At 60.7% G+C, this 26774-nt stretch carries 23 protein-coding genes; 2 read left to right on the top strand and 21 right to left on the bottom strand.

All coding sequences use genetic code 11. The annotated features are described in order from the left end of the window. The 18 genes from AC6CDK_RS05930 to AC6CDK_RS06015 form a co-directional block, all read right to left on the bottom strand. On the bottom strand, window positions 1-898 hold an 898-nt coding region (locus tag AC6CDK_RS05930), incomplete at its 3' end, for an adenylosuccinate synthase (protein ID WP_496639772.1). Further along, the gene (locus tag AC6CDK_RS05935; protein WP_066358141.1) at window positions 899-2215 is read right to left on the bottom strand and encodes an ATP phosphoribosyltransferase regulatory subunit; all 1317 of its coding nucleotides are present in this window, start codon (window positions 2213-2215) and stop codon (window positions 899-901) included. A 159-nt stretch (window positions 2216-2374) separates the two neighbouring features. Beyond that, window positions 2375-3892 (bottom strand): FG-GAP repeat domain-containing protein, encoded by a 1518-nt coding sequence (locus tag AC6CDK_RS05940; RefSeq protein WP_039647190.1) that lies wholly within the window; start codon window positions 3890-3892, stop codon window positions 2375-2377. Window positions 3893-4071: 179 nt separating this feature from the next. Continuing rightward, window positions 4072-4359: a hypothetical protein gene (locus AC6CDK_RS05945; protein ID WP_039647188.1), complete on the bottom strand. Its 288-nt coding sequence runs from the start codon at window positions 4357-4359 to the stop codon at window positions 4072-4074. 110 nt (window positions 4360-4469) lie between these two features. Further along, window positions 4470-5792 (bottom strand): hypothetical protein, encoded by a 1323-nt coding sequence (locus AC6CDK_RS05950; protein ID WP_039647185.1) that lies wholly within the window; start codon window positions 5790-5792, stop codon window positions 4470-4472. Window positions 5793-6269: 477 nt separating this feature from the next. Then, a complete protein-coding gene (mce, locus tag AC6CDK_RS05955) occupies window positions 6270-6674 on the bottom strand; it encodes a methylmalonyl-CoA epimerase (RefSeq protein WP_039647183.1) in 405 nt (134 codons plus the stop codon). Between the two features lie 54 nt (window positions 6675-6728). After that, a complete protein-coding gene (locus AC6CDK_RS05960) occupies window positions 6729-8387 on the bottom strand; it encodes an acyl-CoA mutase large subunit family protein (RefSeq protein WP_192905900.1) in 1659 nt (552 codons plus the stop codon). Between the two features lie 115 nt (window positions 8388-8502). Further along, entirely contained in the window at window positions 8503-9138 is a 636-nt protein-coding gene (locus AC6CDK_RS05965) for a dTMP kinase (RefSeq protein WP_039647178.1), read from the bottom strand. A gap of 201 nt (window positions 9139-9339) precedes the next feature. Continuing rightward, on the bottom strand, window positions 9340-12219 hold the full coding sequence (locus AC6CDK_RS05970) for an ATP-binding protein (protein WP_039647176.1): 2880 nt from the start codon (window positions 12217-12219) through the stop codon (window positions 9340-9342). Window positions 12220-12383: 164 nt separating this feature from the next. Further along, a complete protein-coding gene (locus AC6CDK_RS05975) occupies window positions 12384-14108 on the bottom strand; it encodes an acyl-CoA carboxylase subunit beta (RefSeq protein ID WP_039647174.1) in 1725 nt (574 codons plus the stop codon). A 225-nt stretch (window positions 14109-14333) separates the two neighbouring features. Next, window positions 14334-14897, bottom strand: coding sequence for a helix-turn-helix domain-containing protein (locus tag AC6CDK_RS05980; protein WP_039647172.1), 564 nt, complete (start codon window positions 14895-14897; stop codon window positions 14334-14336). Window positions 14898-15207: 310 nt separating this feature from the next. Beyond that, a complete protein-coding gene (locus AC6CDK_RS05985; protein ID WP_192905899.1) occupies window positions 15208-16473 on the bottom strand; it encodes a (Fe-S)-binding protein in 1266 nt (421 codons plus the stop codon). A gap of 118 nt (window positions 16474-16591) precedes the next feature. Continuing rightward, window positions 16592-17977, bottom strand: coding sequence for an FAD-binding oxidoreductase (locus tag AC6CDK_RS05990; protein ID WP_192905898.1), 1386 nt, complete (start codon window positions 17975-17977; stop codon window positions 16592-16594). Window positions 17978-18045: 68 nt separating this feature from the next. Then, a complete protein-coding gene (locus AC6CDK_RS05995; RefSeq protein ID WP_192905902.1) occupies window positions 18046-19305 on the bottom strand; it encodes a lactate racemase domain-containing protein in 1260 nt (419 codons plus the stop codon). A 105-nt stretch (window positions 19306-19410) separates the two neighbouring features. Beyond that, complete coding sequence (locus AC6CDK_RS06000) at window positions 19411-20625, bottom strand: FprA family A-type flavoprotein (protein ID WP_192905897.1); 1215 nt, start codon at window positions 20623-20625, stop codon at window positions 19411-19413. Window positions 20626-20753: 128 nt separating this feature from the next. Continuing rightward, window positions 20754-21206 carry a ferritin family protein gene (locus tag AC6CDK_RS06005; RefSeq protein ID WP_039647162.1) on the bottom strand — a complete coding sequence of 151 codons (453 nt, stop codon included), beginning with the start codon at window positions 21204-21206 and terminating at the stop codon, window positions 20754-20756. A gap of 58 nt (window positions 21207-21264) precedes the next feature. Beyond that, the gene (locus AC6CDK_RS06010) at window positions 21265-21375 is read right to left on the bottom strand and encodes a rubredoxin-like domain-containing protein (RefSeq protein WP_039647160.1); all 111 of its coding nucleotides are present in this window, start codon (window positions 21373-21375) and stop codon (window positions 21265-21267) included. Window positions 21376-21403: 28 nt separating this feature from the next. Then, window positions 21404-21844, bottom strand: a complete 441-nt coding sequence (locus AC6CDK_RS06015; RefSeq protein ID WP_039647158.1) for a Fur family transcriptional regulator — start codon at window positions 21842-21844, stop codon at window positions 21404-21406. 238 nt (window positions 21845-22082) lie between these two features. On the opposite strand from AC6CDK_RS06015, the gene AC6CDK_RS06020 reads away from it, so the two are divergent. Further along, the gene (locus tag AC6CDK_RS06020) at window positions 22083-24125 is read left to right on the top strand and encodes a sodium-translocating pyrophosphatase (protein WP_039647156.1); all 2043 of its coding nucleotides are present in this window, start codon (window positions 22083-22085) and stop codon (window positions 24123-24125) included. A gap of 165 nt (window positions 24126-24290) precedes the next feature. Then, a complete protein-coding gene (locus tag AC6CDK_RS06025; protein ID WP_039647154.1) occupies window positions 24291-24491 on the top strand; it encodes an FmdB family zinc ribbon protein in 201 nt (66 codons plus the stop codon). Between the two features lie 117 nt (window positions 24492-24608). Here AC6CDK_RS06025 and AC6CDK_RS06030 read toward each other — a convergent pair whose 3' ends face one another. From AC6CDK_RS06030 to AC6CDK_RS06040, 3 genes are all read right to left on the bottom strand, one after another. Then, entirely contained in the window at window positions 24609-25106 is a 498-nt protein-coding gene (locus tag AC6CDK_RS06030; RefSeq protein ID WP_039647152.1) for a ferritin family protein, read from the bottom strand. Window positions 25107-25194: 88 nt separating this feature from the next. After that, window positions 25195-25962: a tRNA threonylcarbamoyladenosine dehydratase gene (locus tag AC6CDK_RS06035; RefSeq protein ID WP_039647150.1), complete on the bottom strand. Its 768-nt coding sequence runs from the start codon at window positions 25960-25962 to the stop codon at window positions 25195-25197. A gap of 27 nt (window positions 25963-25989) precedes the next feature. Continuing rightward, the gene (locus tag AC6CDK_RS06040) at window positions 25990-26757 is read right to left on the bottom strand and encodes a TatD family hydrolase (protein ID WP_039647148.1); all 768 of its coding nucleotides are present in this window, start codon (window positions 26755-26757) and stop codon (window positions 25990-25992) included. Window positions 26758-26774: the final 17 nt, after the last annotated feature.

Raw genomic sequence — 26774 nt, forward strand, 5'->3', positions numbered from 1 at the left:
CGCCGAATTCATGGCCGACCTGGCGCAGTTTCTCGCCATCGGCGTCAAGAAGCTCCGTGGGGAACGGGCCGCTGCCGACCCGCGTGACATAGGCCTTGGATATGCCGATGATCTCATGGATGTCCCGGGGGCTCATGCCAGTGCCGGTGCAGGCACCGCCCGCGCAGGTGGATGAGGAGGTAACAAAGGGGTAGGTGCCGTGGTCCACGTCCAGGAGCGTGCCCTGGGCTCCCTCGAAGAGGAGCTTCTTGCCGGCCTTGCTGTCGTTGTAAAGGATGAGGCTCGTGTCGGCCACGTAGTTTCTGAGGATGTCGGCATAGCCGCAGTACTGCTCGTAAATCTCCTCGAAGGTGAAGGGCTTGTCGCCCAGGAGTTTTTCGAGAATGACGTTCTTCTCCTCAAGGTTTTCCTTTAGCTTGCGCGCAAACACGTCGCGATCGAGGAGGTCCATGAGCCGGATGCCGCGCCGGCCGATCTTGTCCTCATAGGTGGGGCCGATCCCCCGGCCGGTGGTGCCGATTTTCTTTTCGCCGCTCTTGGCTTCGCGGGCGATGTCGATCCGCTTGTGGTAGGGCATGATGATGTGGATCGATTCGCTGACCAGGAGCGCCCTGTCGTCCTTGAGGCGGCCCTTGTCCTTGAGGCGGGTGATCTCCTGGATGAAGACCTCGGGGTCGAGAACCACGCCGTTGCCGATGATGCACCGTTTACCCTCGTGGAGAATGCCCGAGGGGATCAGGTGGAGAACCACCTTTTCCTCCCCTACGACCAGGGTGTGACCGGCGTTGTTTCCCCCCTGGAAACGGACCACGTCGTCCGCATGCTCGGTATAGATGTCAACGACCTTTCCCTTGCCTTCGTCGCCCCACTGGGCACCAACCACAACCACGTTAGCCATTTAAGACTCCTTGTCAGGTCCGGCGTCCAGCGAAAACCGTTCGCTGAACACCTCTGCCTTCTTTATCCGTTGTCCCTGTCCGTCTGCAACGCGGACGAGGTAGACCTCGTCCGGCCCGCACTGGTCACCGCCGACCACCATCATGCGGAGGATGTTCATGCGGCGCGCGTAGTCGAGCGAATCGTCGAGATTTCTGCGTATGATGTCGCGGGCGGTGGTATATCCCCGGCGCCGCAACTGCTGGGCGATTTCGAGCGCCTCGCGCCGGTCGTCCTGCTGATTGAAGATGAGGATGTCCCGGGTCTTGCTCGCTTCCACGTCGGGCCTCTTCTCAAGGGCCGACAGAAGCGCCAGTACGTTGAAGGTGAAGCCCGTGGCCGGTGCCGGAAAACCGTAGCGCGCCGTGAGCGTGTCGTAGCGGCCGCCGCTGCAGACGGCCTCGCCCATGCCGGTCACGAAGCCTTCGAAGGTGAGGCCGGTATGGTAGTCAAGCCCGCGAACTTCGCCCAGATCAATGGTTAAATGGTCTGAAACTCCATGAATATCGAGTAAGTCCAGAACCTGCGAGATGTTGTCCAGGGCCCGGCGCGAGGTGTCGTTGGTCGCCACGCGCCCGGCTTCGTCCAGCACCTCGCGGCCGCCGAACAGGCGGGGAAGGGCGGCCAGTTCATCCTTTGCCGCATCAGGGAGGGGCGACTCCGCCAGGATCGACTTGACCGCGGACAGGTCCTTCTTGCCGATGGCCTCCTGAAGCCGGCAGCGCACCGCCACTTCGAGCCCCGACGCCGTCATGATTCCCCGAATGAATCCCACGTGTCCCAGGTCGATCTTGAAGTCCTCGAAACCGAGCCCCTTGAGGGCTTCCACTGCCATGGCAACCATTTCGGCATCCGCTTCGGGCGAGTCGAGGCCGATGAGCTCTACGCCCGACTGGAAGATCTCGCGGCTCCGACCCGACTGGAGCTCCGCATGGCGCAGCACCCTCCCGCTGTAGCAAATACGGTGGGGCAGGGGATAACCCCTCAGGCGGGTTGCCACGATGCGGGCGATCTGGGGCGTAATGTCGGAAGGAACGGCAATCAGTTTGCCGCTTTGGCGGTCATCGAAGCGAAATGTCTTCGCCTTCAGGTCGTCGCCGAGGCCGGCTGCAATCACGTCCTCGAACTCCAGGAGCGGCGTGATGATCCGCCGGAACCCCCAGAGCTCGAAGACTTTGCGGATTTTGCCCTCGATGTAGCCGATCTTGTCGGCCTTTTCAGGGAGAAAATCTGTCACCCCCTTGGGAAGGGGGGCTTCTATGGGGGGTATCGGAGTCACGTGTGTTGACCTGTCTGTAGGGGCCCGTGAGGGGTAAGTGGACGAAAAACCCGAAAATCCTAGCAGTTGAGCGGGGGTATGTCAATGATTATATCCCCGCGCCCACAGGCGGAAAAGGGGCCGCAGGGCCCCTTGAGCGTGCATTCCAGTCGGACGCGGTCATTCAACCTTGCGCACCGCCACCATGCTGGCGCCGCCGGTCAGGAGACCTTCCTTCTTGACGATCTCGAGATTGACCAGCTCCCGCCGGCTGTGATCGTAGAAGTAGTCGGGCAAATAGTTCTGGCTTTGCTTGGTATGCCACTTTTCGTCCAGCGACGAGCCGTTCCAGGCGAAGCAGTAGACGGAACTCTTCTTGTAGGCCCGGTTGTTGCCGACCACGAACATGCCGTCGTTCTTGGGGACGATTACGTCGCCCGTCGGGGTCACGGTGATGCGCTGCTCCAGGAATACCCAGCGGTTGGGATCGCCTGTGGTGCGCACGTTGGCCAGGTCCTCACGAAGGAAATACGTTTCGCTGCCGCCGAATTTGTCGCTGCTGCGCCATAGCTCTTCGCCGGCCGGGGAATAGACGATGAGGTAGCCATCGTCATTGATCACCACCCAATTGCCGGCGCCGGTGCTGTCACGGAAGCGGTTGAAGTTATAGAGATATCCGAACCGGGGAAGTTTGAAGGGGTTTTTTGCCTCGTAGGATTTGCCCGACGTGGCAAGCTCAAAGATGTCGCCGTAAAAATCCCGGTCGCTGCTCATCTGCTGCACGTAGATTTTCCGCTCCCCGCCATCCAGGGCAATGCCGCGGAAATAGTAGGGAAGCTTGGCCGCAACCCGCTTGAGGTTGTTGCCGTCGGCGACCCAGACCTGGGAGGCGAGGGATTCGCCGTCCATGATGGTTACATACGCCTCGGGCATACCGTCTTTGTCCAGATCGGCCGAATCGATGCCGAGCACTTTTTCCCGCGCCCCGAAGGTTACCTCGGCCAGGAGCTTGAGGCTGTCGCTCTTGCGGTACAGCCGAAGGGACTTGTCGCCGGCAATGTAGAAGTCCTGGGAGCCATCGGCCATGAGCTTGCCGGGGGCGATGGCCATGAGTTCGCCGGTGAGCCGTTGACTCAGCCAACCGCCACTGGCTGTTCTGGTAACATCCTGGGGCTTTACGATATCGCTGGCCAATGGGGTGCGCACGATGTCGCCGCCGCTCGCCTGCTCCGGTTTTTCGATGTCCTGCGCGACAGGTGCCGGCATGCTGCGCAGGGGCTGCGCCGGCGTGGATGGTGCGGCGGCCGCCTTGGCAGCGATCTCTGTTGCCAGTCCTTGCCCGAGCTTGCCCACTGCGGGGATCAACTCATCCTGGCTCTCGCCCTGCTGGAAGGAGCGGGCGATGACCCTGCCCCCCGCGTCCCGTGCCACTGCATCGATGCTGAAGATTTTGCCGAAGGCGATGTAGCTCCCTTTTACCAGGACATCGGCCCCGGCCGGAGAATCCACCGACAGCAGCGAGTCACCGCTCAGGCGAGAAGCGAGGAGCGTCTGAAGGGTCGTCTTCAGTTCATCCTTGTTGGCGGCCCCGGTTATGGCAAACTCCGAGACGTACACCTTGATCTGGGCTGCGGATGCGATGCCGGCAGCAAGGATGAGCAGCAGCAAGGAACAGGCAAAAATGGCAAGCTTTTTCATCGTGGCCCCCGAAGGCTCTGTAATTGGATGCGCAGGCTGAAGCCGTGACCGGCAGATTATTGCAAACCGCACCAGCCATGTCAAAGCAATAGTGGCGAAAATGCAGGCAATGCAAGGCGTTGAACGAAAAGAGGGGAGAGTTTCCTCTCCCCTCGGGGAACTGCCATGTCGCGCTGGGCTTAGTTGCCGCCGCCAGTGCCGGTGAGGATCTGGTCGAGCAGGCTGTTGGCCTCATCCAGCTTTTGCTGGAGCTTCTTGATCTCATCGGCCGAGTAGACCTTCTTGCCCTTCTTGATTTCGGCGTTAAGCTTCTTGATCTTCTTCTGGAGCGAATCGACCTCCATGCCGCAGTTCTTGGACGCCAGGAGGCACATGTCCTTCTCTTCCTTGGTCATTTCTGCCGCGAGAGCCGGCACCGTGGCCGACATCATGAAGGCGGCCATAACCATGATTGCCATCTTTTTCATGAATTAACCTCCGATTCAAGTAATGGAACTGGTACTGCCCAGTAAAGCAGGCAGTTGAGAATTTGCAAGCGCTGCATCGGGAACAAGCAGTTCCCGATGCGGCACATCGCTTAGAACGCGTAGTTCACCATCAGGCGTGCCTGATAGGGGTCATCCAGATTGTTGTCGACGCCACCCTTCGTCTTCTGATAGAAGTCGCCGAGGATGAAGTAAGCGCCCTGGGCCATGACGGTCATGTTGTCGAAGAGTTTGTAGCCGACTTCGGCGTTGAGTTCAGTGCCGCGATAGCTGCTGTCGGGTTCAGCGGCAGTGCCCTTTCCGGCGGTCTGTGCGGCGAAGCCGAAGCCTGCGTTCACGTTGGCAAAGAGCTTGTCGGTGATGTTGGCGTCGTAGCCGACAAAGGCGCCGTAGAAGTTGGAGATGTTCTGGACGAGCGAGCGATCATTGTTGACGTTCCACTTGTTGCGGAGCATGATCTGCATGTCGGCGGCGTAGAAGCTGCTCTCGGAGTTGATCGGCTGGAAGGCGCTGCTGTCGGTGTTGGCGTTTTGCTCACCAGACACGTAGAGGGCGGCAAGCTTTACGGTGCCGATGCCGACCTTGGCCTTGGCGGTAGTGCCGACGAGGAAGGCGCTCAGGTCACTGTTGACAGTGGAGGGGGTGTCGCCGAACTGGTACATACCGAACGCTCCGACGGTCACCGGATCGAACTTCATGTCGGCGTTGACGCCGATCATGTGGGTATAGGTGTTGTCGCTGGCAGCGCGGTCGTCAGTGAGGAGGTAGTAGGACCCACCGATTCTGATGTCCTTGGAGAGGTTGTACTTGGTGTCGAGGATCATGAAGTCGCGGGTTGCCTTGCCGGGCAGGGAACCTGCATCTTCGTTGAACCGGAACCAGCCGAGTGAATTGGTGAACCCGGCGTACTTTGCGGTCGCCAAGGCGCCGGCCATGTCGGCGTTCACGAGTATGCCGCCGTAGGAGTCGACCCAGGGCTGGATACCGACCTTGAAGTTGAGGGGCGTGGACGGAATGTTGAAGTCCAGGTAAACGTTCTTCGTTTCCAGGTTTGTCTGGTCGGCGCCGATCGCGCCACCGTTATTGCGGGTGGTATTGTTGCTGTTGTACGCGTTGTCGCCCCAGCGGGAGTCGATCTCGAAGTGAGTGACCAGTTTCAGGTCGTCGTTGGCCTTGGCGATGTACATGAGGCGTGCCCGCTGCTCCATGTAACCCCGCGTGGGGGCGTCGCTGGACAGGTCCGGCGTGAGGACGCCAGCGATGGTGCTGCCAGAAGCATTAGTGGAACCATAGTTGGAAATGGTCCCGAACACCCGGAACATCCCGTGGAACTCGTTCTCCAGCGCCAGGGCCGGAACTGCCGTCGCAGCGGTCATGGCACCGGCGGCAGCCACTGCAAAAATCTTCTTTTTCATCATTGCCTCCTTCATTGGTGATAAGACAGCATGGTTGCTGGTGAAGCCTGCCTTGAATGCGTAAGAAGCCCCGTTGACCACCACCTTTCAGATCAAGTATCGGATACGTATCCCGATGGTACCCCCTCCAAAAGACAAACCCTTTACACCACCTGATGCATCAGGCGCGGAAAGGGTTTTCTCTTGTTACATATATGCAGGATCGCACGATTATCCGGATACATTCGCATCAAGGTCCTCAAGCCGATTAACTATCGCCCATTAAGGGCTTGTCTGTCAATGCCAAAATAGTCGTAATTCATGGACGTGCATCCGCAGCTCTCTGCTGTTCCCATGTTGCAGCCGTGTTTCGTTGCCATCACCTCGAAACAAAATGGTGTTTTAAAATTTACGCCACTATAGTCAATGCAGGACAAAAGTCAAGAGAAAATTCAGTGGCAGACTGCATCGGCAGACCCTCCCGCCACAGGTTGACGCTCAGTGCCCTGCCTGGCACAGTTCCGTGAGAACGCCGCCGCTGCTCTTCGGATGAACAAAGGCGATGCGCGCCCCGTGCGCGCCGGCGCGGGGCGCGCTGTCGATCATCCGGGTTCCGTCCGCGACCAGTTTCGCGATGGCCGCTTCAATATCATCCACCTCATAGGCGATATGATGAATTCCGTTGCCGTTCTTTTCCAGGAATTTGGCGATGGGGCTGTCTTCGGCCGTGGGCTCCAGGAGTTCGATCTTGGTTTCACCGATCTGGAAGAAGGCAACCCGGACCTTCTGCTCTGCCACTTCTTCGGTTCCCGTGAAGGCCATGCCGAGATGGTCGCGGTAAAAGGGGGCTGCTTCGTCGAGGGATTTGACGGCGATGCCGATGTGGTTGATTTTACTGAGCATTTGCGTGTCCTTTTCACTGAAGGGACGGCTCGTTTGAGCCGTCCCTTGATGGAGCTACAGAACCACCGTCTCCCGGTGCACACCGAAGACACCCCTCAGTACGTCGGCAATCTCGCCAAGGGTAGCATAGGTCTTGACGGCCTGCAGGATGGGGGGCATCAGGTTGTCGGTGCCCCGCGCAGCGGCTTCGAGGGCCTTGAGAGCCTCCTGGATCTTCGCGCTGTCCCGCTTGGTTTTCATCTCGGCGAGCGCTTTCCTCTGGGCGATCTCCACCTCTTCCTTGATTCTGAGGAGTTCGGGCTGGGGCTCGTTCTGGATGGTGAACCGGTTGACCCCGACGATGATCATGTCATCGGTTTCGATGGCACGCTGGTAGGCATAGGCCGAGTCCTGGATCTCCTTCTGCTGGAAGCCGCGCGAGATGGCCTCCACTGCTCCGCCGAGGCGGTCGATCTTCTCGATGTAGTCGAACGCGGCCCGTTCGATCTGGTCGGTGAGGGATTCCACGAGGAAACTGCCGGCCAGCGGGTCAATGGAGTCGGCGGCGCCCGATTCATAGGCGATGACCTGCTGGGTGCGGAGCGCGATACGGACCGAATCCTCGGTGGGCAGCGCCAATGCCTCGTCGCGGGAGTTGGTGTGGAGCGACTGGGTGCCGCCAAGCACCGCTGCCAGCGCCTGGATGGTGACCCGCATGATGTTGTTGTCGGGCTGCTGGGCGGTGAGGGTGCAGCCGGCGGTCTGGGTGTGGAAACGCAGCATCATGGACCGGGGGTCCTTGGCGCCGAAGCGTTCCTTCATGATGGTGGCCCACATGCGACGGGCGGCCCTGAATTTCGCCACTTCCTCCAGCAGGTTGTTGTGCGCGTTGAAGAAGAAGGCAAGACGGGGGGCGAATTCATCAACCGACAGGCCTGCCTTGATGGCGGCATCCACGTAGGCGATGCCGTCGGCCAGGGTGAACGCCACTTCCTGCACCGCGCTGGAGCCGGCCTCGCGGATATGGTAGCCGGAGATGGAGATGGTGTTCCATTTGGGAACGCAGTCTTTGCAGTAGGCGAAGATGTCGGTGATGATCCGCATGGACTCGCGAGGGGGGTAGATGTAGGTGCCGCGGGCCATGTATTCCTTGAGGATGTCGTTCTGGATGGTGCCGGAAATCTTGTCGGCCGGCACCCCCTGTTTCTCGGCCACGGCAATATACATGGCAAGGAGGATGGCGGCCGTTGAGTTGATGGTCATGGAGGTGGAGACCTGGTCAAGGGGGATGCCGTCGAAGAGCACTTCCATGTCGGCCAGGGAGTCGATGGCGACCCCCACCTTGCCCACCTCGCCGGCGGCCATGGCGGCATCGGAATCGTAGCCCATCTGAGTGGGAAGGTCGAAGGCGACGGAAAGACCGGTCTGACCCGCCTGGAGGAGGTATTTGTAGCGCTCGTTGGACTCTTTCGCCGTGCCGAAGCCGGCGTACTGCCGCATGGTCCAGAAACGCCCCCGGTACATGGTGGGCTGTACGCCCCGGGTAAAGGGGTACTGGCCCGGGAAGCCGAGGGTTTCCCCGTAACCCGGGTAGTCTTCGAACGCCGGGGTGAAGCAGCGCTCCATCTCGATGCCGGAGGTGGTCCGGAACTCGGTCTTCCGCTCGGGCGCCTTGGCAATATTCTTGGCTACGACAGTATCCTGCCAAGCCTGTTTCTTTTCGCTGATGCTCATGGATATCTCCTTCTGATGCGTTGGGAGTCTCTGAGTTTTCTGCAGAGTCATGGCACCGTACGCAGAGACGCCCCATCCGGGGCGTCAGAGCTGCGGTGTGGTGCACGGGCGTGGCCTAGAGGATTTTCTTGACCACGTCCCAGATTTCGGCATTGATTATTTCAGGATGCCTGTCGGCGGAGGCGTCGATTCTGACCCCGCGCCACCGGGAAATCTCCTTGAGATAGAACTCGCGCATCTGATTGTAGTAGTCGATACCCCCTTCGTGGTGGATCTGAAGGACGTCCTCGACCCGCTCGAAGGCCTCCTGGGCCGGTACGTCGATGAAGATGGTCAGATCCGGATAGATCTCGTCCTCGAAGAGAAATCCCCTGGAAATCTTGTCAATATGGCGCAATACGTCGAAATGCTTGGTGTAGCCGCTGACCCAGGCGTTTGCCAGGGATGAAATGCTCGATTGCTTGCAGAGAACTATCTTGTCCTGCTCCAGGGCTGGCTCGACGACGTTCTTGAATACTTCGGTCCGGACCGCGCTCTCGAACAAGAAGTCGGCCCGGGGGGTTCTGCCGAAGGGCCAGTTGAGCAGGTTGGCGATTCCCAGTTCCTTTGCCCGGCCTGAATCGGGATTGGCGCATTCGACGACATCGTACTTGTTCTCCACGAGGGTGCTGTGGAGCGCCACGATGCCTGCCTTGACCTGCTGGCCGGAGCCGCTGATTCCCTCGATAACGATCAGTTTCCCTTTTTTCACGGTATCCTCCTCTATGGCGGTAAGTGGTATTCGTCGGGGCTGTGCTGCGCTACGCCCTGTCTGCGGGTTCTGTGGCGCAGGGTGCCGCTGACGTCCTGCGCCCCATAAAAGCCGACCCCGCCTTTTCGGGCAGGGTCGGCGGGTACGGTGAGGGCTTCCGGATGTGGCACGGAGCCCTCTGCGTATCAGTCCGCCCCGCGCCTAGAGAACAGCCTTGAGATAGGCTGCGGTCCGTTCGCGCTTGATCTGCTCCAGTTCTTCCGGGTTCACTTCCACGAATTTCTCGTCAGGCGTTACTTTGAAGAGGGGCTGCCCCTTCTGGACGATGCTGCCGTCGGCCCCCTGCATGATGATCTTGTCGATGGTGCCCGAGAAGGTGGCCCGGACGGTGTTGAACATCTTCATGACTTCGATGATGTAGAGGGGCTGCCCCTTCTCGAAATGCATCCCCTCGGTTACGAAGGGGGGCATGCCCGGGGCTTCCTGGCCGTAGTACATGCCGCCGCACATGGCAACGACCTCGTCGGCCTTGGTGGCCGGAGGGGGGACCAGCACCTTCTTCATCCTGGCCTGTAACTCCGGATCGTTCAGGTAGTCGGGGATGGTGACCTCCAGGTCTTCCTCCACCTTGAAGTCCCAGAACTTCACGGTCTCGGCGATGATGAAGAGCATGCCGAGAAGTTCGAGGCCCGCCTCGAAGCCCATGTGAGCCGACTGGATTTCAAGCCACTCCCCGGCAGAGAACCCGCCCTGGGGCTTCTCGTTGGCCAGGAGGGCCGAGAGGGCATCGAACTCGTGGAGCCCGAGGTTGAACTTCCCGGCCAGGGTGGTGTAAAAACGCAGCCCCCTCTGGAGCAGGTCGTTATCGTGGCTCCAGATGACGTCGGCGGCCGGTGCTGCCGGGTCATAGGACATGTTGAGGTACTCGTAGGTGTCCCCCAGGATCACGAAGGGGTTGTCGTGCCAGACCACCTTCCCGTTTTCCATGGCGAAGTTCTTCCGGTTGACGGAGAGCCACCCCGAGAGGAGGTGGGGATCGGCCAGGAGCCGGTCCATGGGACGGGTGACGAGGGTCCCCTTGCGATCGAGGATCGCGGACATCTCCTTGGCGATCTTCGGGTCATCGGGGAACTGCTCGGCCATTTTCTTGGCATAGGCTTTTTTCATCTGGATGAAGGCAAAGAGGGTATCGAGCTTGTTGGCCTCTTCCTTCAACAAGCCCACCAGGGTCAGGTAGGGAACCACGAAGCGGGTGGTCGGCTTGGCCATGACGTTCTGGCCGAGGAACCAGTTGACCAGGCCGTAGTGGAACTCCAGGTTGGTGGCCAGGTCGGTTCCCCGCAGGGTGGTCTTGCCCAGCACCTCGGAGAGTTTCAGGTAGCTGTCGAGGCGGTCCTCCCCCTTGGTGAGGAGGAGGGCGATGTTGGAGTCGTAGGCTCCGGCAACCTTGTAGCGCATGAACATGCCGGTGTCGGGGTTGACCAGGCAGATTCCCTGATCATCGCGGATTTCCCCTTCGATGGGGGCCGACCAGTAGCGAATCATGCCGCCGGCGTGGGGGGAGAGGGAGGCGTCGGTGGCGTTGAGGCGCGCCTCGGCGCCGGCGCCGAACCGGGGAATCCGTTCCGGCTTGGGGAGCCGCTTCTTGTGGCGCACCAGAAGCGCCATGGCCTCAACCAGGGATTCGACGATGAAAAAGTCGTTCTTGTCCTTGGGGTTGGTGAACTTGAGGGAGTAGCAGAGCTCCGAGACCCGGTGCTCCACCTGGATGCGGGTGTTCACCTCCATGAAGTAGTAGCGGTCCCGGTCCACGATGCACTCGAAGGTTGAGGCGGAGTCGAGCCCTACGGCAACACCGAATTTGGCGGCATCCTCCTCCATCCGCTTGAGGACCTTGAGATCGCTCTCCAGGGCCTTCACCTCGGCGGTGCGCCCGGCATTCTTGGCCTTGTCGATGGCAGCTGCCAGCCCTTCCTGGGTGACGGAGATTTCCAGGAGTTTCTGCTCGTGCATCTGGAGGGAGCAGTCGCGGCCCCCCATGGAGATGCACCACTCGCCATTGCCCAGGAGCTGGATTTCGTTATGGCGGGTCTGCTCGATGTTGAGCTCGATCAGGACGTTTTTGTTGTCGCCCACGCCGTTGGCCTTGACCTCGTTCAGGACCTCCCGGACCAGGCCCGGGGCCTCGGCGGCCGCTTCCTTGATCCGGGCGTCGGTGGGCTTCTTGATGTTGAGGAGGGAGGCGCCGAGAATCCGCTGTCCCTTGCCGCCGCCACCGCCGATGGCCTTGAGGCGGATCCGGCTGCCGGGGTACTCCCGGAACATGTTCTCCACTTCCACCTGCACCTGGGCGGAGAGTTCCTCAATGGAGTAGAGGTCGATCCCCTTGGCGTAGGAGGCGTAGAGGATCTCGTCGGCAAGCTCTTCCAGGGAAAGCTTCGCGTCTCCAAGTACCTTGACATCCACGTCGAGGCCATTGGCCTTTGCCAGGGCCAGGAGTGCCTCGCGGGTCGGGTGCTTCGCGACCAGGGTCCGGGCGGTAACGTTGTTGATGCCGGGGGTAACGCTGACCCCTACCTGCAGGGCGGTCCGCTTGGCCTCGTCCTTCTTGCCGGCGTCCGCCTGGGTGCAGGAGTTGGGGCCCATGAAGGAGAGACCGGCGTTTTCGATGGCTGCCACGAACTCCTCGTCTTCGGCCATGAAGCCGTAACCGGCGAAGATGGAGTCGTAGCCGTTGTCCTTGGCGATCTGGATGATCTGGCCGATCCGCTCGACCCGCTCCTCCTTGGTGGCGCCGGTATAGTCGGGCACTCGGTGGACCCGGTTGGAATCGGTCAACTGGCGCAGTTCCGGGGCCAGGGCATTGGCGTAGACTATGGAGTCCTTCTCGGAGAGGAGGATGCCGTAGTGGGAGATTCCCATCTCCTCAAAGACATCCATGGCCTCCTTGCGGATGGGACCGCGGCAGACGATGAGCGGCTTCAGGTCTTCACAGGCAAAGGAGCGCACCCACTCGGAAACGGACGTGCTCAGCCGGCGGTCCCGGTGAATGAGGGGGTTGTTATTGTACAGGTCGGTCATTGGTTTCTATCTCCAGATTAAGATAAAAAAACTTTTTGAAGCACCGAGCAACTGAGCAACTGAGAAAATCAAACAGATTTCACAGGTTAGCGATGGGGTGTCAGCACTTTTTTGTCGGCTCTGTAATCCTCGGTTGCTCTATGTTGGTGAAGGTGATTATTGGCTTAGTGGAACTCGCGCTGCGGGCCGCACATGGGCGACGGCTTGTAGTGCCGCATCAGGAAGGCGATGTTTTCGCCGAGTACCTGGCGCAGATCGGTCGGCATCACGATGGAGGAGATTGAGCCCAAGGCCAGACCTTCCTTCGGATTCATCAGTTCTTTTTCGTATCGCTGGTTCAGGGCGGTTTCCTGGCCCTTCAGCCACTCGGCCGCTTCTTTCTCCGCATCTTTTTTGGCGGCTCCGGCCTCCATGCCGGCCTTGGTGCGCTCTTCAACCCCCTTCTTGATCATGTCGGCAACGGCACCGCGGATCTTGCGGATTTCGTCCTTGTAGACGAATTCCTTGCCGGCCGGCCCCATGACGGCGAGGCGGGTTGTGGGAAGGGCCAGTACCAGGTCTGCGCCTGTGGGGTAGTTGTTGTAGGAGGCGTAGGCACCGCCGAAGGCGTTGCGGAGAATCAGCAGGATCCGCGGGGTGCGGACGTCGACGATGGCGTCGAGCATGGAGCGGCCGGCCTGGACGATGCCGCGGCTTTCCTGCTCGCGGCCCGGCAGGAAGCCGGTGGTGTCCTCCATGAAAATGATGGGAATATTGTAGATGTTGCAGAACCGGACAAACCGGGCGATCTTCACCGCCGAGTCGCAGTCGATCTGACCCGAGGCCACGGCCGAGTTGTTGGCCACGAAGCCCACGACCTGACCCCCCAGGCGGCCGAAGGCGGTTACCGCCTCCCGTGCCCGCTCGGGCTGCAGTTCGAAGTAGTCGCCATGGTCGCAGATCTGCTGGATGATGATGGACACGTCGAACGGCGTGTTGAAGCCGGTCGGCGAGTTGAAGGCCTTTTTCAGGAGGGTGTTGATCTCCCAGGTCTTGCGGTTCAGGGGATCGCTGGTCTCCTGGAGCGGGGCGCCCACGCTGTTGTTGTCCGGAATGTAGGACAGGAGCCGGACCGCTGTCCGGAGGGCAGCCACCTCGTCGGAGACGGTCAGGTCGGCCACGCCCGATCTGCCGTGGACCTTGGGACCGCCGAGCTCATCGGGAGTGATGTCCTCGCCGAGAACCGATTTGACGACGCCGGGCCCGGTGAGGCCGAAGAAGGTGTCGGCGGGCTGGATGACGAAGCTCCCCTGCCGCGGCAGGTAGGAGCCGCCGCCGGCATTAAAGCCGAACATGCACATGATGGAGGGGACTACGCCGCTGATCTTGCGCAGCGCCGTGAACGCCTCGGCGTAGCCGTCGAGACCGCCGACTCCGGCCGGGACGAAGGCGCCTGCGGAGTCGTTCATGCCGATGAGGGGAATCCCCTTTTCGCCGGCCATGTTGAAGAGACGGGCCAGTTTGCTGCCGTTGGTGGCGTCGATGGAACCGGCGCGTACGGTAAAGTCGTGGCCGTATACCGCCACATCACGGCCGCCGATGTTGAGGATGGCGGTTACCAGCGAGGCGCCGTCCAGGTTTTTGCCCCAGTTCTGGTAGAGGACGTTGGGCTCCTTGTCGGTGAGCACCTTGATCCGCTCCCATACGGTCATCCGCTTTTTGAAGTGCTGCTTTTCGATCTGATCGATGCTGACCGATTTGATAGGGCGCTGGATCAGGTCGTACCCTTCCTTCATGGCTTCTTCATAGGGACCGGTCGTGCGTGAAATCTCCCCCGGGATGGTGAACTCCACTTTCTCGGGCGGGTCAAAGGGGTTGTTCAATGACGGTTTAGTTGCTTTCATGGACATCTCCGCAATCCTTCCGGTACGTGGATTTAGCTGCATGCGACTGCCGTGCTTCACACTTCATTCACACATCCTCCTCTGCGTAATGGATTCCAACATAAGTAGCCCGGGGTACCCGTCCCGTGCGGGCCGTGACCCGTAAATGCATCTGCCGTATACGGTGAGTTGTATAAAAAAAGGGGCACGTGTAGCGGACCGGCCCCATGAACCTGTTCGGATGGTACCCGTTCAACGGGTGACTACGGCGAGGACCTGTACTTCACTGCCGTCCTTGGAAAGGAGGCGATGTTTCAGGGAGGAATCAAAGTAGACGCAGTCACCCTCTTCCAGGACGACGCGCTCATCCTCAAGCAAAAGCTCAGCCGTTCCCTTCATGACGAACAGAAACTCCTCGCCGTCATGGCTGTAGGTGTTTTCTTCTGCGGCCTTTTCAGTGACCGTCAGCAGAAACGGCTCCATTTTTTTGTTTTGCTTGCGGAAGGAGAGTGATTCGTAGGAGTAGCCCTGGCTGGTTCCGGCCCGGGAGATAACGCGCGGGATGACCTTGCGTTCACCCCGGCGCACCACTTCGTAGCGGTGCTCCTCCTCATCCTCTGAGAAGAAAAGGCTGATCTTCACATCGAAGAACTTGGCGATCTTCGAAAGGGTGGCAATGGGCGGAGAAACGTTGTTGTTCTCGATTTGGGAGATGAGGGCCGGGGAAAAACCGGTTTCGCGCGCCACCGCCTGGAGCGTCAGCTTTTTGGCGAGACGGAGCTTTTTGATTTTTGCCCCGATATTATACTCGGTCATCCACCTCTCCGGAACACCCACAACGTCGTCGGCAGACGGAAGCGGTGTCGGCGCACCGGTTCCTTGTTTTTATTTTACGCCGTTGTGTTTTAAGAAATAGAACTGGTTTTTATTCGATTGTGTAATACCTCAATCAACCGTGTAATGTCAATAAAAGAATTTTTATCTTGGCTTAAGAGTTTATGGCGGGTGAGCGATGGCACGGGGGGGAGGGAGAGCGTCTCAACGGGGCATTGGGAGAACTAGAACGATTTTTTCGGGAGCATGTGGATAGGGGAGCGGGGCGTGCACCCCCGCTCCCCTGAATCGATTACTTTCCGAGCGCCCGGGCGAGCACTTCAAGGGTATGCATGACACGGGTGCGGTTACCCCGCTGCTTGAGCCCGTCGGAGAGCTGCATCATGCAGCCGGGACAACCGGTGACGACCGCGTCGGCACCGGTCTTTTCGATGGCCGCGCTCTTTCCCTCATTGATCTTCAGGGACGCGTCATAGTGATAGACATTGAAGGTGCCGCCAAGTCCGCAACATTTGTCGGCACCCTCCATCTCCGCGAGTTCGACCCCGGGAGAGCCTTTCAGTAGTTCGCGGGGCTGGCGGGTGATGTTCCTGGTCCGCAGGTGGCAGGGGTCGTGGTAGGTGATCTTCAGGCGCTCGCCCGCCCCCGTTTCCTCCGGATGCAGCCCGAGCTGCTGGAGGAGTTGGGCCGCGTCGACCGTTTTGTCGGCAATGGCCCTGATCCGCGTTGCCAGCTCCGGGTGCCGCTTGCCGATGAGGGCGGGGTAGAATTTGTGGAGCGCCCCGCCGCAGGTGGCGCAGGCAGTCATGACATAGTCGGCCTCATACTTCTCGAGGGCCGCCAGGTTCTGTTCGGCAAGGCCGCGGACAGTGTCCAGGTCGCCGCCGGACATGCCCGGAAGACCACAGCATCCCTGTCCCTTGGGGATGATGACGGTGCATCCCAGGTGGCGGAACAGGGCCAGGGCTGCCTCGCCCACTTCGGTGTAGACGAAGTTGGTCATGCAGCCCACGTAGAAGACAACGCGGGGTTTGCCCGGCTCGCCCTGAATGACCTCCGGATGGCGGTCCATGAAGGGCTTGCGGGCGATCTGGGGAATGTGGCGACGGTTTCCCACAAAGGGAAGGGGGAAACGGAGCCGCAGCCCCGAGGTCTGGGGGACCTTGCGGAAAAAGAGCGGCCCCAGGATTGCGGCGGCAAGGGCTCCGAAGGACATCAGCCGGCGGTTCTTAATGACCTGCCCCACGGCCTTGTGGAAGGTGGTGAGCCCGCGGCGCCGGGCCAGGACTTCCCGGGCGGTGACGACGATCTCGTCGGTGGGCACGTCATTGGGGCACTTTTCCACGCAACTGCCGCAGAGCAGGCACTTGGACATGATCGCGTAGGTCTGGTCGTCCAGCTCCACGTCCCCCTTGAGGATGTGCTGGGCAACGGCCACCTTGCCGCGGGCCACGGCCGGCTCACGCTGCCAGGCTGCAAAGGCCGGGCAATGGGCGCGGCAGGCGCCGCACTTGACGCATTTCTTCAATTCGTTTTCGACTCGCTGCAAGGCAGACACGTTTGAGTCCTTCTGAATCATAAAAAGCCCTTATGAAACACAGAGCAGCCGAGCAACTGAGCTATGTTCGGGAAAAAGGTTTCTCTGTTGCTCTGTGTTGAAAAGAAGAATTTATCCTTCAATCTTCTCTCGGGAACATCTTCCCAGGATTGAGGATGTTGTTCGGGTCCAAAGCCTTCTTGACGGCCTGCATGGCCGCCACCTGGGCCGGCTTCAGCTCCAGGTGGATGTAAGGCTGCTTGGCCAGGCCAACACCGTGTTCGCCGGACATGGTACCGTTCAGGTCCAGGGCGGCCTGGAAGATTTCACCGATGGCTTGATGGGCCTTTTCCTCCTGCCCGGCCACGGATTTGTCGACCATGACGTTGACGTGGATGTTGCCGTCGCCCGCATGGCCGAAGTTGACGATGGGAATGTCATACTTCTGCCGGATCCTGTCGATGGCGCGGATGACGTCCGGTACCTTCGAGCGCGGGACCACGATGTCCTCGTTGAACTTGTCCGGATTCACGTCCCGCAACGATGGCGACACCAGGCGCCGCACCTTCCAGAGGGCCTCGGATTCGGCCGCGTCCCGGGCGATCTTGCATTCCACGAGGCCCAGGGGCCTGATCAGGTCCTGGATGCGTGCCGCCTGCTTTTCGATCAGGTCCCGGTCTCCGTCCACCTCGATCAGGAGCACCGCCCGCCCCTCTGCCGGAATCCCCAGATTGAAGCGCTTCTCCACGCACTGGAGGGTGGCGTGGTCCATGAACTCGAGGGTCGTGGGAATGATCTTGTTGCCGATTATCGTGGAGACCGCCTTTGCCGCGCCGTCGATGGAATCGAAGATGGTCAGCATGGTCTTCTTGGCCTCGGGCAGCGGCAACAGCTTGAAGATGATCTTGGTGATGATCCCGAGGGTTCCCTCGCTGCCGCACAGGAGGCGGGTCAGGTCGTATCCGACCACTCCCTTGTAGGTTTCGCCGCCGGTGCGGATGATCTCGCCGGTGGGAAGCACCACTTCCAGACCCATGACGAAGTCGCGGGTGACGCCGTACTTGACGCAGCGGGGGCCGCCGGCGTTCTCGGCCACGTTGCCGCCCAAGGTGGAAAACTTGAGGGAGGCCGGATCGGGGGGGTAGAAGAGCCCCAGCTTTTCCACCTCCTGTTGGAACTGCTCCGTGACGACACCCGGCTCCACCTCGGCGACCAGGTTCTCGGTGTCGATGCGGAGGATGCGGTTCAGCCGGGTAACGACCAGGACGATGCCGCCCCCCTTGGGGAGCGCGCCGCCGGTGAAGCCGCTGCCGGCGCCCCGGGGAAAGACCGGAAAGCGCTCCGCATTGGCCAGCTTCAGGATGGCGGCGATCTCCTCCGGCGAGCCCGGGTGGACCACGGCGTCGGGGAGAAATTCCATCTGGGTGGCGTCATAGCCGTAGCAGAGCAGATCCTGGCGGTCGGTCGCCACGTTGTCGGTGCCGACGATTAGTTTCAATTCTTGAATGATGCGGGAATCAATCATTGTTGCAATGTCCTTTGTAGGGGCGATCCTTGTGATCGCCCAAGATCGGGCAAACACGAGGTTTGCCCCTACATCGTTATCGGCAGCACCGTCCCCCCCTCGGGGATGACGTAGGCGGCATAGTCGGCCGGGAGCAGGCCCGTCGCCGTTGCCATGGCCTCGTCGAGGGTCCTGGCGGGGGTCATTCCCATGGCCCGCACCTCCTCCGGGGGAAGGTCAGAAACCAGGATGATGCTGAAGGTTCGGGCCTTTTGCAGCAGCGAGTAAGCGGTCTGGCCGTTGATTTCGTAGTGGCTTCGCAGCCGCGCTTCAAAGGCATCCAGGTCCCGGAACCGGAACCAGTCGAAGAACGTTGCATTGCCGTAGCCGTCCCGGCACTGGGCCAGTAGGATCATGACGCCTCCCCTGCGGAGGGCCTGACAGCCGTACTCCATGGACTTGTGGGACTGGATGACGTTGATGTCCTTGGGGTAGCCGCCGCAGGAAACGACCACCAGGTCAGCCTGCTTCTCCAGGGGAAAGGAGAACCGTTCGGCATAGAAACGGCACCCCTCTTCGTGTGCCTCGCGCCAGTGGCCGGCAAAGGCGGCGATGATTCGCTTGGCGGGGGACAGGACCGTGTTCAGGATGAATTCGGGGGCCACCATGGCACAGGCCTCGACCATGGCCCGGTGGACCGGGTTGCCTTCCAGGTTGCCGGTGGTGGCCAGAGGGTTTCTGCCGGTGCCTTCGCCGGGATTCAGAACGGCGAAATGGCTCGCCATGCAACTGGCACGGCCTGCCACGCCTGGCAGGATGCTCTTGCGTCCTCCGCCGAAGCCGGCAAAGTAGTGGAAGCCGATGGCTCCGGTGAGGATCACCCGGTCGGCCTCCGCCACCGTGCGGTTCACCACCACGTCGATGCCGGTGGATGTGCGGCCGACCATGACGAGCTTGCCGGGGTCGTCACACTCGTGGTCCGTGATGCGAATCCGGCCGTAGAGGGGGCCCGCGATCCGCCGATGTTCGTGTTTCGTCTGCTTGCGGTGGATGCCGAGGGCCACGACGATTTCCATGTCGCGCTCCCGGATACCTGCGGCCGCAAGACGCTCCACCAGGAGCGGGAGGTAGATCTCGCTCCCGGTGGAGCGGGTGATGTCCGAGGTGACGATGACGACACGTTCGCCCGGCCTGAAGGTGGCGATGGTGTCGGCGCAGCGGTCCAGGGCTTCGGAGATGATGGCTGCCGGGTCGCCGTCCGGGTCGGGCGCCGACGGGCGGATGACGCCCATGAGACGCTCGGGGGGGATTGCCAGGGGGAATGAAGTGTCGCCGTACTTCAGGTCCATGGGGTTCAATGATACAGGTTCGTGCAGCAAAGCGCAAGAAAGCCGGAACAGGCGGGGCACGCGGGGCCGCGCCCGTTCCGGTGCGAATTTACGGGGCCACGGGGGTCAGAATCCCTTGTGGTACTCGATGACCTGCCGGGCAAAGGTGCGACCGAATTCGAAGGCGCCCTCCTCGTCGGCCCGGGAAGGACGATAGGGTATCTGGTATCCCGGCTCGACGGCCTGCAGTCCCATTTTCTTGAATTCTTCATAGGCGTCCCGCACCGCGCCTCCGCCCCAACCGTAGCTGCCGAAGGCGCCCACGAGCCGGTTCTTGGGCCGCAGTCCCCGCAGGTGGGTCAGGAATTCGGCCACGGAGGGGTAGAGGATGTTGTTCAGGGTCGGCGAGCCGATGAGGGCGCCGCGCGATTTCCAGAACTCCTTGATGGCGACGCTCATGGGGGTGGCCCGCAGCTTTACGACGCGGCAGTCGAGCCCTTCGGCCCTGATTCCCTCGGCAATGGGGACCGCCATCTTCTCGGTGCTCTGCCACATGGTGTCGTAGATGATGACGACCGATTCGTTCGCTTTTCCATTGGCCATGTCCAGGTACATATTGAGGACCTTGCCCGGGTTGGCACGCCAGATGAGGCCGTGGTCCGGTGCGATGATGTCGATGTCGAATCCCTTTGCCTGGATTTCCGCTATCTTGGTTTTGATCATCTGGCCGAAAGGCATCAGGATGTTGGCGTAGTAGTCGACGACGGCGTCTTCGAGTTCAGCGGCCGAATCGCTCTTCTCGAATTCGTCGTCGAACCGGCTGGCCGAGGCCACGTGCTGGCCGAACGCATCCTGGGTGAACAGGATACGGTCCTGGCGCGAATAGGTCACCATGGAGTCGGGCCAGTGGAGCATGGGGGTTTCCAGGAACTCCAGGGTGCGGGAGCCGATGGAGAGGGTGTCGCCGGTCTTGACCGTTTTGACGCTCCAGTTTGAAAGGTCGAAGAACCGCTCAAGGCCTTTACGACCCTTTTCGGATATGTAGATTGTCGCCTGGGGAGCCAGGGCCATGATCCGGTCAAGGCTGGACGCGTGGTCGTTTTCGATGTGGTTGATGATGATGTTCTTGATCCGTGCCGGATCGACAATTCCGGCGATGTTCTTGATGGTCAGGTCGGCGAAATCGTACTTCACCGTATCGATGAGGGTGATTTCCTCGTCCATGATGAGGAAGTTGTTGTAGGTGGTGCCGCGCGGGGTTTCATAACCGTGGAAGTCGCGCACCGCCCAGTCAACGGCGCCCACCCAGAACACACCTTGTCTTATTTCAACAGCTTTCACTGGCGTAACCTCCTTCTGTGTCGGTTGGGAGTGATGATTCCGTGCTCTTGAAACATGAACGGCCCTCACCAAAGGGGGAGGGCCGGAGGGGCGTGGAGGCGTCTCTGCATCCAGGCCGCCGGTTCCTGCTACATCTCGGTGAGTACTTTCTCGTCGTACAGGGCTTCGACCTTCAGCTTGTGGCCCTTTTCCACATCGGCGAGCACCATGAGCATCCGCTTGAGTTTCGGGTCGTCGGTCATTTCGGACGCGGCCATGTAGAGTTTGTAGGCCGATTCCTCGGTCTTCATGGCATAGCGGAGAATCTCCGGGTAGTCCATGTCCTCCCTGAACGGAAGGTCGACCATGTACTCGGCCAGCTTCATGTCAGGCCGTTCTGCAAAGGTGTAGCGCTCGGCACCTTCGATGTTCAGGTTCTCAAAGGCGTGCTTGTGACCCGCCTCCTCATGGGCCATCTCTTCGAACATCTTGCGTGCCGCTATGCTTGTGGCCTTCTCTGCCGCCGTCTTGTACAGGCGGTAGGCGGTTTCTTCCCGTTGAACGGCGAAGCGGATAATGTCTTCCAGTGTTGCGAACTCCATCTATCAACCCTCCCTGGCGCAACGGATCCTTGATGTCATGCAGTGAAACCGGGTCTTCTCAGGTTATTTCTTCGAATTGATCAGGACCGACGCCGCACACGGGACAGGTGTCGGGCGGTTCGGGGCCTTCGTGGATGTAGTCGCAGACAACGCAACGCCATTTTTTCATGAAATCCCTCCTTTTGTCAGAGACTGATCTAACGACAGTCGGCGCACAGCCCGCTGAAGTTGATGGAGTAGTCGGTGATGGTGAACCCCCCGATCTCGCCGGTCGGCATCGGAAGCGCGTTGAGCTGGGGGTCGTGAATGTCGCTTACCCGCTGGCACCGGGAACAGACCGCGTGATGGTGACGCTCGGTGTCTGCATCGAATCGGGCCTTTGCCTCCGGATTGCTGATCTTTTGCGCGACCCCGATGCCCACCAGGGTCTCCAGGACACGATACACCGTTGTCCGGGAGATGCCGCGCAGACGGCCCTTGACCGTATCATACAATTGATCGGCCGTGGGGTGGTCGGTCCGTTCCGCCAGTGCCTCCATGATGACCCGGCGCTGGACGGTCATGGCGAACCCGTTTTGGCGGCACCCCGTTTCGAGGGCCTGAAGCTTTGATTCTTTGAATTGAATTTTCTGTTCCATGTGATTGGTATTTTATTGCATTTGGGAGTCTACGTCAATAATTGTTCAATACTATCAGGCTTTGCACGAGTCAACAAGCCTCTTTGCACTATTGCCGCCACAGGGGGCGCATAAGGCATTTTAACATTGACAATTCGCATGGTTTCCTATAACAATTTTTCGTTTTTCGCTCTGCGGACGCGGGGCTTTTTTTGCGGAAACACGGCCTGTTCGGCTATCTATCATAGGAGGTTGGTTCATGGAACAGTATGCAGTCTATTTCGCCTTGGCCTGTGCTGCGGCGGCCGTTGTCTACGGCCTCGCCTCGGCCCAGTGGATCCTGGGGCTCCCCCAGGGGAACGAGCGGATGCGCCAGATCGCCGCAGCGGTCCAGGAGGGTGCCGGCGCTTACATGAAGCGCCAGTACACCATCATCGCCGTGGTCGGCGTGGTCATGTTCATTGCCCTGTTCGCCACGCTGGGGATGAAAACCGCGGTCGGTTTCGCCATCGGCGCCGTTTTCTCCGGCCTGACCGGCTTCATCGGCATGTTCGTTTCGGTCCGCGCCAATATCCGGACCACTGAAGCCGCCAAGTCCGGCATCCACAAGGCTCTCAACGTGGCCTTCAAGGGCGGGGCAATCACCGGCATGCTGGTGGTCGGCCTCGGGCTCCTGGGTGTGGCCGGTTACTATCTGGTGCTGCAGCAACTGATGCCCGGCGCTCCGGTCAAGGATATCGTGAGCCAACTGGTGGGCCTCGGCTTCGGCGGCTCCCTGATCTCGATCTTCGCCCGTCTCGGCGGCGGTATTTTCACCAAAGGGGCCGACGTGGGTGCCGACCTGGTTGGCAAGGTTGAAGCCGGCATTCCCGAGGACGATCCGCGCAACCCGGCGGTCATCGCCGACAACGTGGGCGACAACGTGGGCGACTGCGCCGGCATGGCCGCCGACCTGTTCGAAACCTATGCCGTTACCCTCATCGCCGCCATGCTGCTGGGCGCCATTGCCTTCAACAACTTCTCCGGCGCGGTGACCTATCCGCTGATCCTCGGCGGCATCTCCATCATCGCCTCCATCATCGGCACCTTCTTCGTCAAGCTCGGCGCCAGCCAGAAGATCATGCCCGCCCTCTACAAGGGTCTGATCGCCTCCGGCGTCATCGCCTGTATCGCCTTCTACTTCGTCACGGTTCAGATGTTCCCCGAAGGGAACCCCACGGGCTACTCCGCCACCAGCATCTTCATCTCCGCCATCGTCGGCCTGGTGGTCACCGGTGCCATCTTCTGGATCACCGAATACTACACCGCCACCGAGTACGCCCCGGTGAAGCACATTGCCCAGGCCTCCACCACGGGCCACGCCACCAACATCATCGCAGGCCTCGGCGTTTCCATGAAGTCCACGGCCATGCCGATCATCGTCATCGCCGCCGGCATCATCGTGGCGTTCCAGTGCGCCGGCGTGTACGGCATCGCCATTGCCGCCGTGTCCATGCTGTCGCTGACGGGTATCGTCGTTGCCATGGACGCCTACGGCCCCATCACCGATAACGCCGGCGGCATCGCCGAGATGGCCGAACTGGACGATTCGGTCCGCGCCGTCACCGACCCCCTGGACGCCGTGGGCAACACCACCAAGGCCGTCACCAAGGGCTACGCCATCGGTTCCGCCGGTCTGGCCGCGGTCATTCTCTTCACCTCCTACGTGGACGAGCTGAAGCTGGCGGGGCAGAACATCGAGTTCAGCCTGGCCGACCCCTACATCATCGTTGGTCTCTTCCTGGGCGGCATGCTGCCCTACTACTTTGCCGCCCTCTGCATGGAGGCGGTCGGCAAGGCCGGCGGCTCGGTCGTTGAAGAGGTCCGCCGCCAGTTCCGCGAGATCAAGGGGATCATGGAAGGCACCGGCAAGCCCGACTATGCCGCCTGCGTCGACATCGTCACCAAGAGCGCCCTCAAGGAAATGGTGATCCCGGGCATCATTCCCATCGCCGCACCGGTCATCATCGGCTTTACCCTCGGCCCCAAGGCCCTGGGGGGCGTGATCGTCGGCACCATCGTCACGGGCATTTTCGTCGCCATTTCCATGACCACCGGCGGCGGTGCCTGGGACAACGCCAAAAAGTACATCGAGGACGGCTATCACGGCGGCAAGGGTGGTGAAGCCCACAAGGCTGCCGTCACGGGCGACACCGTGGGCGACCCCTACAAGGATACCGCCGGCCCGGCCGTCAACCCCATGATCAAGATCATCAACATCGTGTCGCTTCTCATTGTGCCGCTTCTGGCCAAGATGGGCTAACGAGCGGCACTATCTTCTGCTGAAAAAAGGGCGGCCTCTGAAGGGGCCGCCCTTTTTCCGTCCAGCGCGCCGGTTATTCGTCCCGTGGCAGGGCCAGAATCGCATTGATTAAACCACGCAATATATGATATTTTGAATATAAATAGAGCAGATAGGAGGTTGCAGATGCCGATATACGAATATCGCTGTGAGGACTGTGGCGGGACGTTTTCCCTGCTCCAGAAGATGGGCACGGGCGAGCGCGAGACATCCTGCCCTGCGTGCGGTTCCGACCGGGTCAGAAGACTCATCTCCGCCCCCGCCGTGGGCAGCTCGGCCGGCGGTGCGCCGGCGGTCGGCCACGCCTGTTCCATTGGCGGCGGCTGAGGCCCGCTCCGCTGAGCCGTGAGCTCGGCCCGCACGACTCCATGACGCGAAAAGAGCGGCCCCTGACGCTGGGCCGCTCTTGTTCATGGGGGTGAAGAAATCCCGTGAGTTTTCCGATTATTCCCGCACGTATGTGTCCTGGTCCGACTCGTGGACCATGGTCATGACGTGCCGATACTCCTCCTCGATCAGCGCCAGATGCTTTTCCGTCTCCTTGATGACCTGTTGGAAAATTCCCTTGACCAGGGGATCGATAATGTCCTTGGCAAGGACGGTGTACTGGTCGATGCAGGCCTTCTCTTCTTTCAGGGCTATTTCGAGCGCTTTCTGCTCGTGGGTTTCCTCATCGATGGCCTTCACGAGCGCCATGTAGGTCGGATTCTTGGTGTCGACCGGCTGGGCCATGTAGGCAGCGATGTCGCCGAAATCGCCCCCCTTGTAGTGGTCGAAGAATGCCTTGAGGTGGCCGACTTCTTCATTGGCGAGCAGGTCGAAGACTTTCCTGGCCCGTTCATTCTTGGTAACGGTCGCTGCCTTGCGGTAGAAGTCCATGCTGTCCTTTTCACCCTTGATTGCCAGCTTAAGAGCTTCCTGTACCGAATATTCCTTGCCCATGAAGTATTCCTCCTTTCATCCCATCATATCGATTGTGTAAACACAGTATAGCGGCAGTTATGCGCCGTTCAACCGGTCAACGCAATTTTCAACGGGGCTCCAGCAGGTCGTTCACCACGATGCCGGCCATGGTGAGTCCGAATATGCTGGGGATGAAGGAGATGCTGCCGAGGATCGTCCGGCGGTGCTCACAGGAGAACCGTTGTTCCTCTTTGTTGGGGCAGATGCAGTCGGATCTGCACCCGGCATCAGGCATGGCCTGTTCGCGATACTCTTCGGTGGAGTAGACCACTTTGACACCGTTTGTGATCCCCTGCTTGCGGAGGAGCTTTCGCACCACCTTGGCCATGCGGCAGGTGCTCGTCTGGGCAATATCCGCCGCCCGGATCCTGGTGGGGTCGAGCTTGTTGGCGGCCCCCATGCTTGAGACGATGGGCAGCCCCCGCTCCTTGCAGCTTCTGATCAGGTGGAGCTTGCTCGTGATGTGGTCGATGGCGTCCACCACGTAGTCATGACCCCCCGAAAGGAGGAAGTCGCTGTTCCCCGCCTCGTAGAAGTCCTTGTGGGGGACAATGTCCGTCCGGGGATTGATGAGGCGGAGGCGTTCGGCCATGACCTGCACCTTGGCGCGCCCCACGGTCCCGTCCAGGGCGTGGAGCTGCCGGTTGACGTTGGTGAGGCAGATATCGTCGAAATCGACGAGGACCAGCCGGCCGATCCCGGCACGGCAGAGGGCCTCTGCCGCGAAGCTGCCGACCCCGCCGAGGCCGAACACGGCAACAGTCGAGCCGTGCAGCCGCTGAAGCCCTTCGGGGCCGATCAGGATCTCGGTGCGTGAAAAACGGTGAAGGGACATGGGGTACCTCGGTGTCAGGGCAACGGGTTAGATTGTGTCGATCCGGCGGAAGAGCCAGAGGGCGTTTCGGGTTGTCTGGGCGGCGAGTTCCCGAATGGTCGTTCCCCGGAGCTCCGCCACCCGTTGTGCCGTCTCCGTGAGGAATGCCGGCTCGTTGGGGCACCCGTGCCGGGAGCTGGGCGTCATGTCGGGGGCATCGGTCTCCAGAAGCAGCCGGTCCGCCGGGATGATGCGTGCGATTTCCAGCGGACGGACCGCGTTTGGGCGTGTCACCACTCCTGAAACGGCGATGTGGAGCCCGAGCTTCAGGCACTCTGCCATGATTTCGGCGCTCCCGGAAAAGGCGTGCATCACGCCGCCGATGCGGGAGATATGCTCTTCGCGCAGGATGGCAAGCAGGTCGGTAAAAGCGCGGCGGCAGTGAATCAGAACGGGTGCACCGGCCTCTACCGCCACGCGGAGCTGGGCCCTGAAGGCCGCCTGTTGAACGGGGCGGGGAACGGCGCAGAGGTAGTCGAGGCCGATTTCACCGACGGCAACGGCATCACGCGCCAGTTCTGCGAGCCGGGCGAGGGTCTGCTCGTCGGCCCGGTCCGCGTACATGGGATGGATGCCGAAGGCGGCGGAAACACGGGAGTACCTGTGGGGCAGGAGGGCGATCTCATCCCATCCCTCCGGGGCAACGCCGGGGACGATGATCCGGTCGACGCCGGCATGGCGAGCCGAAGCCAGGACCTCGTCGAGGCGTCCTCGCAGGGGCGGGGCGTCCAGGTGGCAATGGGTGTCGGTGAGCAAGGGCTCCATTCAGCTCT

The organism is Geobacter sp. PheSNFMC, assembly GCF_059620965.1.

Excerpts from the sequence above, each read along its gene's own strand:
- AC6CDK_RS06015 (WP_039647158.1), bottom strand. The coding sequence starts at position 21,844 with ATGGAACAGAAAATTCAATTCAAAGAATCAAAGCTTCAGGCCCTCGAA.
- AC6CDK_RS06030 (WP_039647152.1), bottom strand. The coding sequence starts at position 25,106 with ATGGGCAAGGAATATTCGGTACAGGAAGCTCTTAAGCTGGCAATCAAG.
- mce (WP_039647183.1), bottom strand. The coding sequence starts at position 6,674 with ATGCTCAGTAAAATCAACCACATCGGCATCGCCGTCAAATCCCTCGAC.
- AC6CDK_RS05995 (WP_192905902.1), bottom strand. The coding sequence starts at position 19,305 with ATGGACCTGAAGTACGGCGACACTTCATTCCCCCTGGCAATCCCCCCC.
- AC6CDK_RS05960 (WP_192905900.1), bottom strand. The coding sequence starts at position 8,387 with ATGAGCATCAGCGAAAAGAAACAGGCTTGGCAGGATACTGTCGTAGCC.
- AC6CDK_RS06010 (WP_039647160.1), bottom strand. The coding sequence starts at position 21,375 with ATGAAAAAATGGCGTTGCGTTGTCTGCGACTACATCCACGAAGGCCCC.
- AC6CDK_RS05975 (WP_039647174.1), bottom strand. The coding sequence starts at position 14,108 with ATGTCCATGAAAGCAACTAAACCGTCATTGAACAACCCCTTTGACCCG.
- AC6CDK_RS05945 (WP_039647188.1), bottom strand. The coding sequence starts at position 4,359 with ATGAAAAAGATGGCAATCATGGTTATGGCCGCCTTCATGATGTCGGCC.
- AC6CDK_RS05990 (WP_192905898.1), bottom strand. The coding sequence starts at position 17,977 with ATGATTGATTCCCGCATCATTCAAGAATTGAAACTAATCGTCGGCACC.
- AC6CDK_RS06005 (WP_039647162.1), bottom strand. The coding sequence starts at position 21,206 with ATGGAGTTCGCAACACTGGAAGACATTATCCGCTTCGCCGTTCAACGG.
- AC6CDK_RS05970 (WP_039647176.1), bottom strand. The coding sequence starts at position 12,219 with ATGACCGACCTGTACAATAACAACCCCCTCATTCACCGGGACCGCCGG.
- AC6CDK_RS05950 (WP_039647185.1), bottom strand. The coding sequence starts at position 5,792 with ATGAAAAAGAAGATTTTTGCAGTGGCTGCCGCCGGTGCCATGACCGCT.
- AC6CDK_RS06025 (WP_039647154.1), top strand. The coding sequence starts at position 24,291 with ATGCCGATATACGAATATCGCTGTGAGGACTGTGGCGGGACGTTTTCC.
- AC6CDK_RS06020 (WP_039647156.1), top strand. The coding sequence starts at position 22,083 with ATGGAACAGTATGCAGTCTATTTCGCCTTGGCCTGTGCTGCGGCGGCC.
- AC6CDK_RS05940 (WP_039647190.1), bottom strand. The coding sequence starts at position 3,892 with ATGAAAAAGCTTGCCATTTTTGCCTGTTCCTTGCTGCTGCTCATCCTT.
- AC6CDK_RS06035 (WP_039647150.1), bottom strand. The coding sequence starts at position 25,962 with ATGTCCCTTCACCGTTTTTCACGCACCGAGATCCTGATCGGCCCCGAA.
- AC6CDK_RS05980 (WP_039647172.1), bottom strand. The coding sequence starts at position 14,897 with ATGACCGAGTATAATATCGGGGCAAAAATCAAAAAGCTCCGTCTCGCC.